We start from the raw sequence: 14,592 nt of genomic DNA on the forward strand, positions 1-14,592 counted from the left end.
GCAGCCCTTTCCACTACAACAGATCTTCGCGTCAACTCTGGCAAAGAAATACTGCATGCTAAACCATTCGTGTTTCATTCCCGTAAGCATCTTTCGATGATGGGCCGATCACGGAGAGTTGTTTCGAGAAAGGATTGCGACGGAGAGTTCATTGATGATCACTTACTGTGTTTGTGTGCTCTATGTCACATCGACTTGTCTGTTGTGTCGGCTTCGTGCACTCTTGATCTGCAAAGTGGATCAAGAAGAACTTGCGAGTTGTCGGATTTGTCTGATCTGATCCAGGTTTAGGTGTTCCCTGGATGGAAACTGGTGAGAAGAGGCGTCGGACCGATGGCCCTGAGCACTTCCATGAGGTCGGCTGTAAAAGCGCGTAGTCTTCCTATTTACCGAGACATTCCGAGCCTCCTCCGGGACCCGTTGAACTCATTTGCGGAATGGGGCCGCCAGGCGGACGGCGAGATCGTCCGCCTTGACGCGAAGGTCTGCAGCCCCTATCTGGTCACCGCACCGGACCACGTCCAGCACATCCTGCGGGCCAACCAGGGCAACTACGCACGCGGGGGCATGTTCTACTCCCCGCTGAAGGACCTGTTCGGCGACGGCATCCTCGGCGCGGACGACGGCGACACCTGGGTGCACAGCCGCCGGATCATGCAGCCGATGTTCACCGCGCGGCAGATCAAGCTCGTCCAGTCGAAGATCGCGGGCTTCGTCAACGAAGGACTGAACGCGTTGGAGGAGCCGGCCCGTACGGGCGCCCCGGTAGACGTCGACGACCTGATGTCCTCCATCGTGACCAAGGCGGTCGTCGGTCTCATCTTCGGCCAGCGGATCACCCGCGAGCAGTCGGACGAGCTGACCGCCGCGACCAACACCCTCATCCCGGCCATGATCCCCCGGGTGGTCACCCCGTTCCTGCCCGACTGGGTCCCCCGCCCCAAGGACCGCGTGTTCGCCGAGGCCATCAAGGTCTTCGACAAGCACATGTACGAAGTGGCTGCGGCCCAGCCGCGGGAGGGCGACGACGACCTGCTCACCCTGCTCCTGGGAGCCCCCGGCCCGGACGGTGGCGCGCCCTCGCCCAAGTGGCTGCGCGACAACTTCTCCGGGGTCTACGGCGCGGCGAGCGAGAGCACGGTCTCGGCGATGGTCTGGCTGATGCCGATCCTGGCCCGGCATCCGGAGGTCTACGAGAAGCTGACCGCCGAGATCGACGAGGTCGTCGGGACCGACGAGGTGGGCCCCGAGCACCTGCCGCGTCTGGTCTACACCAAGCAGGTCATCGACGAACTGCTGCGCTACATGCCGGTGGGCTGGCTGTTCAGCCGGATCGCGGTGGACGACGACGTGATCGACGGGGTGCACATCCCCCGGGGCGCCGACATCCTGATCAGCCCGTTCATCAGCCACCGGAGCGAGAAGTACTGGGACCGGCCTCTGGAGTTCGACCCCGAGCGGTTCGCCCCGGACGCCCCGCCCCCGAATCGATACTCCTACTTCCCCTTCGGGGCCGGCGGCCACCTCTGCATCGGCAACCACCTCTTCGCGACGGAGGCGCTGCTGCTGCTGTCGGGGCTGTTCAGCAGGTTCCGCCTGGTGAACGTGACGCCGTCCGAACCCACCCGGGTGGTGGGAGCCACCATCAAACCGCTGGAGAAGGTCGAGATGGTCGTGCGGCCCGCTCGCTGAGCCCGAACGACACGAGGACATGTGGTGAACGACCTGCTCAACGCCCGGAGCTGCGGAGTGGCGGCGGCCGTCGGAGGCCAGTCGCAGCGCCGGATGCGCGCCTGGGCGCAGAAGTACCCCGGCCTGTACGACAAGCCGGAGTTCGATCCGGCGCTGTTCGGCACCCTGGCCCAAGCCGCCGCCTTCAGCGGCCCCTGGTACGACGCCGACCAGCTCACCGCGGCCAACAAGACCTGCCTGTGGGCGTTCGGGCTGGACTGGCTCGTCGACTACCAGGCGCAGAGCGAGGAGGAGGTCGGCGCGCTGCTGGCCCGGGTCGCCTCGGTGGCCGACGGGGCGGAGCCGGAGGACGAGCTCACCGTCTTCCTCGCCGAACTCCGCGACGACCTCCCGCCGGACCCCGCCCTGCGCGAGATCTGGCGGGAAGAGCTCCGGGACATGCTCGACGGGATGGCGCTGGAGTGGCGCTGGAAGAGCCGCGGGCCGCGCCCCTCCTTCGAGGAGTACCTGGACAACGCCGACAACCTCGGGTTCGCCTTCGTCTTCTTCGCACACTGGATCGCCAACGGAGCGTCCGGCGAGCTCGCGGAGGTCCGCAAGGCCAGCCGGGCCGTCCAGCAGGTGATCCGGCTGCTCAACGATCTGGGCACCTACGAGCGCGATCTGCAGTGGGGCGACCTCAACGCGCTGCTGCTGGGGGTCGACCGGCCGGCCGTCGAGCGGAAGGTCGTCGAGCTGTCCGCCGAGGCGGTGCGGCTGCTGGAGCCGCTCCCGCCGGAGCATGGCGGCTATATGCGCCGGCAGATGGAGTTCTGCAGCGGTTTCTATGGCGTCACGGACTACTGGGGTGTCGAATTTTGATCCGCGATGTCGACCTCCGGGCCCAGGAGTTGGTGGACGGACTGCTCGCCGAGCCCTGGGGTCAGGTCTCGGCGTCGGTCTACGAGACCGGGCGGCTGGTGGCCTTCACCCCTTGGCTGGCCGGGCACGCCGAACGGGTCGCCTTCCTGCTGCGCGCCCAGCGGCCAGACGGAGGCTGGGGGCCGGACGGCGAACCGGGCTACCTCCTCGTGCCCTCGCTCAGCGCGATCGACGCGCTGCTGGCCGAGGGGTCGGCCGAGGCGGTGGCCGCCGCCCGCCGCGGTCTGGACCGGATGCGCCCGTTGCTGGCGGCGCTGCCGCCGCTCCCGGACACCCCGGCGATCGAGCTGATCTCGGCTTCGCTGATCCGTTCGGTCAACTCCCGCCTACCCGGGACGCTGCCGGTGCCCGCGGCACTCGACGACGGCACCCTGGACCTGGTCATCACCACGGCGAGGGAGGGCGGAACGCTGCCGCAGAAGATGTGGCACGCGCTCGAGATCATCGGTTCCGCCGCGGCCGGGCTGCCCGGGGTCCCGGTGGAGAGCATGGGCGGGGTGGGCGCGTCGCCCGCCGCGACCGCCGCCTGGCTGGGCCGGACGGAGCCCCCGCCGTCCGATCCCTCCCGGCGCTTCCTGGAGACCGCCGCCCGCCAGCACGGCGGTCCGGTGGCCTGTGGACTGCCGATCACCGTCTTCGAACGGTCCTGGGTGCTGACCCTGCTGAGCAGGGCGGGGCTGGCCTTCGACCCCCACCCGGAGCTGCTGCTGAGCCTGTCCGAGCCGCTGGGCCCGGACGGCGTGGCCACTGGACCGGGCCTGCCCCCGGACGCCGACACCACCTCCGCGGTCCTCTACGCCCTGACGCTGCTGGGCAGGCGCGTCGCGCCCGACCCGCTCACCGAATACGAGACGGAGACCAACTTCCGCACCTGGCCCGGCGGCGAGCAGGGGCGTTCGGTCACCACCAACGCCCATGTGCTGGAAGCGTTCGGTCAGTACGCGCGGCTGGAGCCCGGTGTCGGGCACGAGGCCACCGCGGCCAAGGTCGCGGCCTGGCTGCGGAACGTGCAGCGGGCCGACGGCTCCTGGACGGACCGCTGGCACGCCTCGCCCTACTACGCGACGATGGCGGCCGCCTTGGCCCTGGCGGAGTTCGGGGGCGAGGAGTCGGCGGACTCGGTCCGCGCGGCCGTGCGCTGGGTGCGCGGAACCCAGCGGCCCGACGGCTCCTGGGGCGTGTGGGGCGGAACCGCGGAGGAGAGCGCCTACGCCCTGCACGTCCTGCTGCTCGCCGGCGAGCCGGAGGACGCGGCCGAGGCGGTGCGGGCGGGAGCCGGCTTCCTGGAGGAGGCCTCGGACGACGAGCCGTCGGCGCTCTGGCACGACAAGGATCTGTATCTCCCCGTCGCGATCGTGCGCGCCGCGGTGCTGGCAGCCTCCCACCTCGCTCAAGTGCAGCTCGACGGTACGTTGGTCACTTAGAATTATCCTTATACTCCGGAACGCATTGCTTTTGCGGAGGCTCGGGAGATGTGGGAATCTTGCCGGTACTTTGGTGGGTTGTTCGCTAAGTTGCTATCGTTCTCCCGTCTGCTGACAGCGGTTCCGCCGAAGATGTCCGGATCCGCTTGATACGGCACTGTTAACGGGACGTTGCCAGAGTTCAACGACCTTCTTGTCTATTGATGCGATGGAGCGGCTGTAATGCGCCTCCGCAATTCCAGTGTGCGGACCAAAATCACGGCCCTGCTGCTCTCGCTCGCCGCGTTGTGGGTTTTCGCCGCCTGGGTCACGCTCCGCGAGGGTGTGAACCTCCTGTGGGTCAACCAGCTCGACAAGGGGATCGCCCAGCCGGGAGACCCCCTCATCGTCGACCTCCAGAAAGAACGTCGGCTGTCCATGCTGCTCACGGGCGACCGGACGCAGGCGAACGCCAACGCCCTGCGCGACCAGCGGGCGAGCACCGACCGCAAAAAAGCGGCCTACCTGCGGGACGCCCGCTCGACCATGACGAAGCTGGCCGCGAACGACGCCCTGGAGGCGCAGCTCGCGCAGTCCTTCACGGCGCTCGAGGAACTGGACAAGGCGCGCGCCTGGTTCGACACCCCCGACGGCAGGTCGTCCGACTGGGCCCGTTCGCTCTACACGGAAGCGATCGGTTCGATGAACCGGGTGTACGGGGGCATGGCGACTCTCGACGACAACGACTTCGCCGCCAAGACCCGGACCCTGGTCGCGCTCGACCGGTACAACGAGCTGTTCTCCCAGGAGGACGCGCTGGTCTCCGGAGTGCTGGCCACCGGGCGTTTCACCAACGCCTCCTACTCCGAGTTCCACCGGCTGCTCGGCGTCCAGCGCCACGCGCGGGCCGAAGTGATCGAGCGGCTCGCCGAGTTCTCCCCGGAAACGGTCGAGAGGCACAACAGGAGCGAGTCCCTGGCGGCGGTGACGGCCCTGGAGGACCGCCTGCTGGCGATGATGGGCAACAACCACCGCAAACCCATTCAAGCCATCTCCCTCGTCGCCTGGAACGACGCAGCCACCACCTGGTTGGCGGAGTCGCAGGACATCACGTGGGACGCCGGCGACCGGCTCGTCGAGGACGCCACCCCCATCGCGACCTGGGTCATCGTCCGGCTCGCCCTGGCCGGTGGTCTGGGCTTCCTCGCGGTCCTCGCCTCGGTGGTGCTGTCCATCACCACCGCACGGCACCTGGTGCGGCAGCTGGAACGGCTGAAGGACGCCGCTCACGAGCTGTCCGACGTGCGGCTGCCCAGCGTCGTCGAACGGCTCGGCCACGGCGAGCAGTTGGACGTCAAGGCCGAGGCGCCGCCGCTGGCGTTCGGCGACGACGACATCGGCAAGGTGGGCCAGGCGTTCAACGCCGTGCAGGAGACCGCGATCCGCACCGCGGTCGAGCAGGCCGAACTGCGGCGCGGCATCCGCGACATCCTGCTGAGCCTGGCGCGCCGCTCCCAGGCGCTGGTGCACCGGCAGCTCACCCTGCTGGACCAGATGGAACGCCGCGAGATCGACACCGAGGAACTCGAGGACCTCTTCCGCCTCGACCACCTCGCGACCCGTATGCGGCGCAACGCCGAGAACCTCATCATCCTCTCCGGAGCGACGCCCGCCCGCGGCTGGCGCAGGCCGGTCCCCATGGTCGACGTGGTCCGCTCGGCCGTCGCCGAGGTCGAGGACTACACCCGGGTGACCGTCATGCCCATCGACGAGGTCAGCCTCGTCGGCCGGGCAGTCGCCGACATCGCCCACCTGCTGGCCGAGCTGATCGAGAACGCGGTGTCGTTCTCGCCGCCCTACACCTACGCGCAGATCTCCGGCCACATGGTGGCCTCCGGGTACGCCCTGGAGATCGAGGACCGCGGTCTGGGCATGTCGGACGAGAACCTCGAGTCCATCAACCGGAAGATCGCCGACCCGCCGGAGTTCAACCTCTCCAGCTCGGTGCAGCTCGGCCTCTACGTGGTCGGCAAGCTCGCCGAACGGTACGGCGTGCAGGTGACGTTGAAGCGTTCTCCCTACAAGGGAACGACCGCGGTGGTCATCATCCCGCGGGAACTGCTGGAGGAAGGAGAGTCCGGCGCGCCGTCGCAGTCTCTGACGGTCGTCGGGGCGACCATGCCGGAAGTCACCGACCCGATGGAATCCCGGAACGGGGAGAGGTTCACCCCCGTCCTGGTCCCGTCGCCCCCCGAAGAACCGCTGACCGCACCGGCCCACGACGCGACCGGACCGCTGCCGGTGCGGCAGCCGCAGGCACAGACACAGGACCAGGCGGGGGCCGAGGTCACCGCCTCGGGCCTGCCGGTCAGAGTTCCCCAGGCCAGCCTCGCCGCGCCGCTGCGCGAGGAGTCCACGGACGAGCCCGTCGAAGACGACCCCGGCCGTTCGCCCGAAGAGATCCGAAGGATCGTGGGCGCGTTCCAAAGCGGCACCCTGCGCGGCAGGGCCGCCTCCGTTGAGAGTGAGACCGAGTGATGCAGAAGACAGGAGCCGGCGCCGACCTGGCGTGGCTGCTCGACGACCTGGTCAAGCGGGTCAATGAGGCGGAGCACGCGATCGTGCTGTCCGCCGACGGGCTGCTCATGGCCCAGTCCCAGGGCATCGGAAGGGACGACGCGGAGCACCTCTCGGCCGTCGCCGCAGGCATCCAGAGCCTGGCCAAGGGCGCGGGAGAGCGCTTCGGCGGCGGCGCGGTCCGCCAGACCATCATCGAGATGCGCTCGGCCTTCCTGCTGGTCACCGTCGCCGGGCAGGGAGCCTGCCTGGCGGTGCTCAGCAGCGAGGACGCCGACGTCGGGCTCATCGCCTACGAGATGGCCATGATGGTCACCAAGCTGGGCCACCATCTCTCCACGCCCGCGAGGGTCACGGAGTCGGCGTGAGCTATCCGCCGCAGGAGCCCGAGAACGAGCGCTGGCTGGACGAGAGCGCCGGCCCCTTGGTCAGGCCGTACGTGATGACCAGCGGCCGGCTCCAGCCGGTCCGCGGGGAATTCGACCTGATCACCCTGGTGGAGGCGACCGGCCCCGCCCCGGCGGTGGGCATCGGCCTCGGACCGGAGCACCTGGCGATCCTCCGCCTCTGCCAGACGATGATGTCGGTGGCCGAGATCACCGCGCATCTGGACCTGCCCACCGGCACGGTCCGGGTGCTGCTCGGAGACCTGCTCGACAGGGGTCTCGTCACCGTCCAGGAACCCCAACCGGAGATCGACATGCAGGACCTCAGGATGTACCAGGCGGTGATCGATGGCCTCCGCGCCCTCTAGCGCGACCGGAGCCCGCCGCAAGATGCCCACCGCCATCAAGATCCTGGTGGCGGGAGGCTTCGGCGCGGGGAAGACGACCCTGGTCGGCGCCGTCTCGGAGACCGAGCCGCTGCGCACCGAGGAGGTGCTCACCGACCGCGGGGTCGGGGTCGACGACCTCGACGGGGTGGAGACGAAGCGGACCACCACGGTGGCGATGGACTTCGGCCGGATCACCTTCGGCGACGAGTTCGTCCTCTACCTGTTCGGGACCCCCGGCCAGGAGCGCTTCTGGTTCATGTGGGACGAGGTGGCGCTCGGCGCGCTCGGCGCCGTGGTGCTGGCCGACACCCGGCGGCTGGCCGACTGCTTCCCGGCGATCGACTACTTCGAGCGCCGCGGCACCCCGTTCATCGTGGCGGTCAACTGCTTCGACGGGGCGCAGAAGTACGAGGCCGGCGAGGTCAAGCAGGCGCTGCAGATCGGCAAGGACATCCCGGTGCTGCTGTGCGACGCCCGCGAGAAGGAGTCCTCCAAGGAAGTGCTCATCACCCTGGTGCAGCACGCCATGCGCATGAGGGCGGCCCGCTAGGGTCTCAGCCGCATCCCTCGAACTGCGGGACGGTGGTGGCGGTCTTCAACCCGGTCGGCGCGAACCACCGGGACAGGAGCCGCTCCGCCGTCCCGTCCTGGTACATCCGGGTGAGGGCGCGGTTGACCGCCTCGCAACCGCCGATGTCGTCCTTGTGCAGCCCGATGCCGTACTTCTCGTCGGTGAACCTCGCGTTGACCATGCGGAAGGCGTCGGGCTGCCGCATGGCGAATCCGGCGAGGATCAGGTCGTCGGTGGTGACGGCGTCGAGCCCGCCGTCCAGGAGCAGCTGGACGCACTCGCCGTAGGTTCCGGCGTCGACGAGTTCCGCCGGGATGCCGAGCTCCTCCACGACCCGTTTCCAGGAGTTGGAGCCCTCGCTCTTGCACAGCCTGCGGCCCTTCAGGTCGCGGGGGCCGCGGATCTCCTTCTCGCCCTTGCGGACCATGATGTCCTGGTGGGCGACGTAGTAGGGGCCCGCGAAGTTGACCATGGTCTTGCGCAGCGGGGTGATGGAGTAGCTGGCCACGACCAGGTCGCCCTTCCGCTCGGCCAGGAACTCCTCGCGGCCGCCGGAGGTGAGGCCGACGAACTCGACTCGGTCGGCCCCGAGCCGCTCGGCGACGTAGGAGGCGACGTCGATGTCGAAGCCCTCGAAGGAGCCGTCGGGCAGCCGCAGCCCGATGCCGGGCTGGTCGTACTTCACACCGATTCTGAGGACTTCCTTGCCCTCCACGCCGGAGGAGCGCTCGACGCCGCAGGCGGCCGTGGTCAGGGCGAGGGAGACGGCCAGGAGGGAGGCCAGGAGGCGTCTGAGGGGGGTGCTGGTCAACGGTACTCCGCGAGTCTGGGCCGCACGCCCAGGACGATGAGCACGGCCAGGACGAGCCCCGCCGCGGGCAGGCCCCGGTTCCAGCCCTCCAGGGCCGCGGAGCCGGCGTCGATTTCCCGTGCGAAGTCGGCGTTCCGGTCCGCGATGAGCTTGCTCAGCTCCCGGTCGTAGTCGGTGAAGGTCTGGGACATGGGGCCGGTGCGCAGGACGATGGCCTGCCGGGCCCGGCCCTGGCGCGCCAGGTCGCGCATCGACTCGTCCTGGCGCTGGAAGGACCGGTAGCGGACGAGGACCTCGGCGTTGGGGGGCACGCCGCCGAGGAAGCCCAGCTCGATCGGGTCCTCGGCCAGCCTCCGGTAGTAGTCGGCGAGGTTGCCGGCCTCCCGGTAGGCGATGGCCTGGGAGGTGTCGAAGTAGACCTGGGTGTAGGTGTCGGCGCGTTCGGGGTCGAGCAGGAAGCGGGTCTGGTCGGCGGCGGCGGTGTTGCTGATCGCCCGGGCGCGGGTGAAGGCGAGGGTCGGGTCGAAGCCCTCCTCCTTGGCGTCGCGCAGGTGCGAGGAGGTGCTGCTCAGGACGAGCAGGGCCCAGCCCGACAGGACCAGCGTCAGCGCGGTGGCCAGCACCAGCGCCGGGTTGAGCAGCCGCCGGAAGCGGCGCGAGAGGTAGATCTGGAGCCCCGCGAGCACGGCCAGCAGCACCGCCGAGGTGACGCCGACGGCGACGCGGGAGCGCAGGACGTGCGAGCGCTCGTCCACGTACGCGCGGCGGACGACGCTGGCGTTCTCCAGGGTGAGGTTGTAGGCCTTGGGCAGGATGTCCTGGCGCATCAGGTCGGTGGCCCGCCGGTAGACGTCCAGGACGTCGCGCGGCGGCGGTCCCGCCTTGTGCCGGGACCGGTCGTCGAGGACGAGGGCGTGGGAGGCGAGCTGCTCGTACCGGCCGAGGCCGTCCAGGATGTCCTGGACGGTGCGGCGGCTCGCCGTGTCCGCCCCGGCGATCTCGAAGGCCTGCAGCAGCGTCCGGTGGGCCTCGCCCCGCCGGTCGACGTAGAGGTCCGCGGAGCCGTCGCGGCCGACGCCCAGGCCGTGTTCGCGGCCGATGAGCAGCATTCCGGCGAGCTGGGCGTCCATGTCGCTGAGCGCGAAGTACAGGTGCCCGGTGTGCACCACCTGCGGCCCGGCGTCCTCGCCGACCAGCCGCACGCCTTGGCGGGCGTCCTCCAGGCCGGTGGAGACCGCGGCGACCAGGGCGATGACGGCTATCAGCGCCGCCGCCGTCCAGCCTCGGAGGTGGCCGGGCACGGTCCTGGGGACCGGGCCGCGTCCGGCGAGCCGCCGGACCGCCTCGACCGCCGCGCTGCTCACGACAGCGACTCTCTTCGCAGCTCGACCGTGGTCCAGGCGCCGACGTGGATGCGGTCGCCCTCGCGGAGCGGGATCTCGGCGCCGACGGCGACCCGGGCGGCCACCTCGTTCAGCCGGGTGCCGTTGGCCGAGCCCGGGTCGATCAGGGACCAGCTGCCGTCGCGGGCGAGCAGGACGGCGTGGGTGCGCGAGACGGCGGGGTCGCGGGTGGGTTCGGCCAGGTCGATGTCGGGCACGGTGCCGCGCAGCGAGCTGCGCCGGCCCAGCAGCACCCGTCCGCCGGTGAGGGGCAGGTGCCGCCCGGGCCGCCGCGGCGGGCTCGGCAGCCGTCCGGCCTCGCTGCCGCTCTCGGAGAGGACCTGCCGGTGGTACTCGGGGTCGGTGCTGACCACCACGTACCAGCGGGACCGGGCGGCGGTCCGCGGCACGGGCCGGGGGCCGGGCACGCCGGTGGCGAAGTCGTGGCCGCAGCCCTCGCAGAAACGCCCGGCGCCCGGCAGGTCGCAGCCGGGGCAGACGGAGCCGTCCGCGGCGGCGGGGGCGGCGGCAGGGGGCGGCCCGGGGCGGAGGGCGCCGCGGCGCAGCCGGAAGGTGCAGGTGGTCTCGTCGCCTTCGATGACCCGGCTGAGCACCGTGGCCAGCGTGACGTTGCCGCAGGCGCGGGCGAGCCGGAGCGCGCTGTCCAGTTCGGCCGCGGCGGTCCCGGCGTCCCCGGCCCGCTGGGCGTCCAGGCCGGCCTGGATGCGCGCCGCCAGCTCGCTCTGGCCGGTGTAGTGGGCGACCCGCGCGTCGATGCGGGTGCACCGGGTGCGGTCGTCGGTCCACTCGGCGAACACGTCGGCGGCGCCCAGCGGCCCGCCGCCGAGGACCGAGAGCCGGGCCGCGCGCATCAACTGGCCGACGTCGTGGGCCGGGACCCGCAGGTGCAGGTGGTACTCGCGGGTCTCGCGGCGGCCCCAGCGCCCTGTGGGGTGGTCGAAGACGCGCGGGGCGCTCTCGGCGGCGCGCGCGGTGAGGTCCTCCTCGGACGGCAGCACCTGCTTGAGGGAGCGCAGCGAGACACCGCGCGGCACCGCCACCCGCAGCAGGACGTTCTCGTCCGGCTCGTCGTAGCCGCCCGTCCCGGTGACGGAGACGATCGCGTGGAGGTCGGTCCCGCCGTCGGGCAGGTAGCGGTTCTGGTCCACGGAAACGGTGAACGCGGTCCTGGTGGTCATATTTCGAGGCCGTCCCCTTCGACCGGGATGATCGCAACGGTGATGTTGTCGTGGCCGCCGCCGGAGAGCGCGGTGCGCACCAGTTCGCGGGCGACCGACAGCGGGGTGCGGCGGCCCCTGCGCCCGGTGAGCGGCCCGGAGACCGGGTCGGCCAGCGGGTCGGCGAGCGCGGCGGCGAGCGCCAGCGGCGAGGCCATGTAGTTCCACAGGCCGTCGGTGCAGACCACCAGCACGCCGGGCACCTCGGGCGCGTAGACCCGCACGTGCACGTCGATCTCCCTGGCGTCGGCCCCCATCCAGCCGACGAGCATGTGCGCCCTGCGGTCGGAGTAGGCCTCCTCCTCGCTCATCATGCCGTGGGCGATGACGTGCTCGGCCCACGAGTCGTCCTCGGTGAGCAGCTCGTCCCCGGTCGCGCCGATCCAGTAGGCGCGGCTGTCCCCGATCCAGCCGACGGTGATGACGGGGCGTCCGTCGAGCTCCCCGGTGACCGCCGAGATGTAGGTGCAGGCGGGGGCGGAGGAGCGGTCGGCGGTCAGCCCCGCCACGGCCTTGGCCGCCTCCAGCGCGGCGGTGCGGGTGGCGTCGCGCGGGTCCGATCCGGCCTCCAGCTCCCGGGCCAGGACGGCGATGCCGGTGTCGACGGCGGTGCGGGAGGCCTCCTCGGGCCGGGGGGAGGCCGAGACGCCGTCGGAGACCACGGTGGCGAGCCCGCCGGAGATCCGGCACAGGGCCATGCCGTCCTGGTTGGTGCTGTGGCGCAGCCCCCGGTCGCTCACCGCGGCGGCGTCGTCGCCCAGGTCGATCTCCCGGTGGTCGGCGGTCTCCGGCCGCGGCTCTGCGCCCGTGCGCAGCCGATGGCCGCAGGCCTCGCAGAACAGGTCGCCGGCGAGGACGGGGGCGGAGCAGGAGGGACAGGGCATCGGAGTCCGTTCGCTGGGAGGGTCAGAACATCGTTCTGGGACGGATGGCGTTGGCCCGGGTGACCAGGGCGTGGCGTTCGGTGGGGTCGTCGGCGAGCCGGGCCAGGGTCCGGTAGGCGTGTTCGAGGCCGCGGCGCAGTTCCTCCTCGGTCAGATGGAAGCCCAGGATCCGGGCCTGGGACGTGTTCCCCGCCAGCACCCAGTCCAGGGCGGAGTGCAGGATCTCGACCGACAGCCGGCCGTGCCGCTGCGCGTCGAGGCCCAGACGGCTGAGACGACGGCTGGCGTCCATCAGTTCGCGCTCGGACAGATCGGTAGGTTCCCGGCTGGAAACGATCGTGTGGACCGCGGCGACACGGGCGCCCAGAAAGTGGCTGGAGGCCGGGGGGACGGCGTCGAGCGCGGCGATGGCGCCGGCCCGGTCCCCGGCGGCGGAGCGCACCCGGGACAGGCCGAAGGCGGCGCTCACGTACGTCTGGTCGGTGCGCCAGACGGTCTGGTAGTAGTGCTCGGCCTCGGGCGGGCGGCCGAGCAGCTCACAGCAGAAGCCGAGGGCGAGTTTCGGGGCGGCCTCGCCGGGAGTGAGGTCGTAGAGGTCGTCGAACCGGTGGCGGGCCTCCCGCAGTTCACCCGCGCCCAGCGCGGACACCGCCCGGTACCACTCGGCCCGCCAGTCCTCGCGCAGCCCGGCGAGGATCCGGCGGGCCGACTCGTGGTCGTCGAGTTCCAGATGGGCCAGGGCCCGGCGCAGCCGCAGGTCGGGGGAGTCGCGGGGGGCGGAGGCGAGCGCCGTCAGCAGGGCGCGGGGGTCGTCGACGGTCAGCGACGCCAGGAACTCGGCGGACTCGTCGGAGGGGCGGGGCAGCGGGGTGGGCAGGGCCAGCAGCGCGTCCCGCGGGGTGATCCCCTCGTAGGGGACGCGGCGTTCGGGGCCGAACAGGGCGGAGGGCGCGGGGCGGGGCCGCCCGTCCTGGGCCGAGAGCACCTCGCGCAGCACTCCGGTGAGTTGCTCGGCCATCTCCTGGGCGTCCTGGAACCGGGAGTAGGGGTCGCGGGCGGTGGCGCGGCGCAGGAACCGGTCGTAGGACTCGTGGTCGCGCAGTACCGGGACCTGTTCGCGGGGAGGCAGGCTCGCCACGTACTTGGTGGTGTGGCCGTGGAAGGGGAAGCTGAGCACGGCCAGGGTGCGGCCGACGGTGTAGAGGTCCGAGGCGACGGACGGGCCGAGCCCGGCGATCTCGGGGGCCTGGTAGCCGACCGTCCCGTAGACGGCGGACTCGGTGTCGTCCATGCGCCGCACCCCGCCGAGGTCGATCAGCTTGAGCTGCTCCTCGGACTGGATGGCGTTGTCGGGTTTGAAGTCGCAGTACAGCAGGCCGAGGCCGTGCAGGTAGCCCATGGCCCGCAGCACCTCCAGGGCGTAGGCGATGGCCTGGCCGAGGGGCAGGGCGCCGTCCTCGCCGTGTTCGCGGCGGTGCTCCCGCAGGACGTCCTTGAGCGCGTGGCCGCCGACGTACTCCATGACGATGTAGCCGAGCATCCGCAGGGTGCGCGGGTCGGGGTGCTGGACGAAGTTGTAGATCCGGACGATGTTGGGGTGCTCGACCTCGGCCAGGAACGCCTTCTCGGCGGCGGCGACCGCGCCCGCCTCGGGGTCCTCGGTGTCCAGCAGGCCCTTGAGCACCACCCAGCGGTCGCTGACGTTGCGGTCGCGGGCCAGGTAGATCCAGCCGAGGCCGCCGTGGGCGAGGCAGCCGAGCACCTCGTACTGGCCGCCGACGAGGTCGCCGGGCCGCAGCTTGGGCAGGAAGGAGTAGGAGGCGCCGCAGCGGGGGCAGAAGCCCTCGGCCCGGCCGGGCCGGCCGTCGCGGCCGCGTCCGACGGCCTCGCCGCAGCGGCAGTAGCGTTTGCGTTCGGTGACGACGGGGTCGGGCAGGACCGCCTCGGCGGGGTCCTTGTAGGGGACGGGCGGGACTTCGACCAGGCCGGCGCCGAGCAGTCCGCGCCGGGACTTGCCGCTGCCCGCCCCGCCGGTGCTGCGGGCGGTGGTGCTCCAGGCTCCGGGGCGCTGGGAGCCGGTGCGGGGGAGTCCGGGGTCGGGGTGGGTGAGGCCTTCCAGCGGTGCCGGTGCCAGCCCGCATTCCAGGCAGTAGCCGTCCGCCACGGTGCCGGAGCATCCGGGCCTCGTGCAGTGCGCGCTCATGGTCCGGGATCGTCCTGGCCGCGCAGGAAGATCCTCTGGTTGGTTTGTCCCACCTTGTCCTGGCTCTCTGTAGGTCGCCCTGGGTGATATAGGTATCAGCCAGTTTGGTGTGAGGCCAGTCCCGGGTGCCGTTCG

At 71.0% G+C, this 14,592-nt stretch carries 12 protein-coding genes; 7 read left to right on the top strand and 5 right to left on the bottom strand.

What is annotated here, in order from left to right; all coding sequences use genetic code 11:
* The first annotated feature begins 351 nt into the window (after nt 1-351).
* From ABGB12_RS06540 to ABGB12_RS06570, 7 genes are all read left to right on the top strand, one after another.
* Nucleotides 352-1,692 (top strand): cytochrome P450, encoded by a 1,341-nt coding sequence (locus ABGB12_RS06540; RefSeq protein ID WP_347676079.1) that lies wholly within the window; start codon nt 352-354, stop codon nt 1,690-1,692.
* Nucleotides 1,693-1,716: 24 nt separating this feature from the next.
* The gene (locus ABGB12_RS06545; protein WP_347675352.1) at nt 1,717-2,553 is read left to right on the top strand and encodes a terpene synthase family protein; all 837 of its coding nucleotides are present in this window, start codon (nt 1,717-1,719) and stop codon (nt 2,551-2,553) included.
* The gene (locus ABGB12_RS06550; protein ID WP_347675353.1) at nt 2,550-4,037 is read left to right on the top strand and encodes a prenyltransferase/squalene oxidase repeat-containing protein; all 1,488 of its coding nucleotides are present in this window, start codon (nt 2,550-2,552) and stop codon (nt 4,035-4,037) included. Before ABGB12_RS06545 ends, ABGB12_RS06550 begins: the two co-directional genes overlap by 4 nt.
* A 243-nt stretch (nt 4,038-4,280) precedes the next feature.
* Complete coding sequence (locus tag ABGB12_RS06555) at nt 4,281-6,554, top strand: nitrate- and nitrite sensing domain-containing protein (RefSeq protein ID WP_347675354.1); 2,274 nt, start codon at nt 4,281-4,283, stop codon at nt 6,552-6,554.
* Entirely contained in the window at nt 6,554-6,961 is a 408-nt protein-coding gene (locus ABGB12_RS06560) for a roadblock/LC7 domain-containing protein (protein WP_198653129.1), read from the top strand. Before ABGB12_RS06555 ends, ABGB12_RS06560 begins: the two co-directional genes overlap by 1 nt.
* Nucleotides 6,958-7,347 carry a DUF742 domain-containing protein gene (locus ABGB12_RS06565; protein WP_347675355.1) on the top strand — a complete coding sequence of 130 codons (390 nt, stop codon included), beginning with the start codon at nt 6,958-6,960 and terminating at the stop codon, nt 7,345-7,347. Before ABGB12_RS06560 ends, ABGB12_RS06565 begins: the two co-directional genes overlap by 4 nt.
* The gene (locus ABGB12_RS06570) at nt 7,328-7,918 is read left to right on the top strand and encodes an ATP/GTP-binding protein (RefSeq protein WP_347675356.1); all 591 of its coding nucleotides are present in this window, start codon (nt 7,328-7,330) and stop codon (nt 7,916-7,918) included. Before ABGB12_RS06565 ends, ABGB12_RS06570 begins: the two co-directional genes overlap by 20 nt.
* Before the next feature lie 4 nt (nt 7,919-7,922).
* Here ABGB12_RS06570 and ABGB12_RS06575 read toward each other — a convergent pair whose 3' ends face one another.
* The 5 genes from ABGB12_RS06575 to ABGB12_RS06595 are packed head-to-tail and all read right to left on the bottom strand — an operon-like array spanning nt 7,923 to nt 14,457.
* Entirely contained in the window at nt 7,923-8,750 is an 828-nt protein-coding gene (locus tag ABGB12_RS06575; protein WP_347675357.1) for a glutamate ABC transporter substrate-binding protein, read from the bottom strand.
* On the bottom strand, nt 8,747-10,114 hold the full coding sequence (locus tag ABGB12_RS06580; RefSeq protein ID WP_347675358.1) for a hypothetical protein: 1,368 nt from the start codon (nt 10,112-10,114) through the stop codon (nt 8,747-8,749). The genes ABGB12_RS06575 and ABGB12_RS06580 overlap by 4 nt, the downstream gene beginning before the upstream one ends.
* On the bottom strand, nt 10,111-11,331 hold the full coding sequence (locus tag ABGB12_RS06585) for an FHA domain-containing protein (protein ID WP_347675359.1): 1,221 nt from the start codon (nt 11,329-11,331) through the stop codon (nt 10,111-10,113). The genes ABGB12_RS06580 and ABGB12_RS06585 overlap by 4 nt, the downstream gene beginning before the upstream one ends.
* Nucleotides 11,328-12,254: a protein phosphatase 2C domain-containing protein gene (locus tag ABGB12_RS06590; protein ID WP_347675360.1), complete on the bottom strand. Its 927-nt coding sequence runs from the start codon at nt 12,252-12,254 to the stop codon at nt 11,328-11,330. The genes ABGB12_RS06585 and ABGB12_RS06590 overlap by 4 nt, the downstream gene beginning before the upstream one ends.
* Before the next feature lie 22 nt (nt 12,255-12,276).
* Entirely contained in the window at nt 12,277-14,457 is a 2,181-nt protein-coding gene (locus ABGB12_RS06595; protein ID WP_347675361.1) for a tetratricopeptide repeat protein, read from the bottom strand.
* Nucleotides 14,458-14,592 lie beyond the last annotated feature (135 nt).

The sequence above is a fragment of the Actinocorallia sp. B10E7 genome, from assembly GCF_039871655.1.
GTDB lineage: Bacteria > Actinomycetota > Actinomycetes > Streptosporangiales > Streptosporangiaceae > Actinocorallia.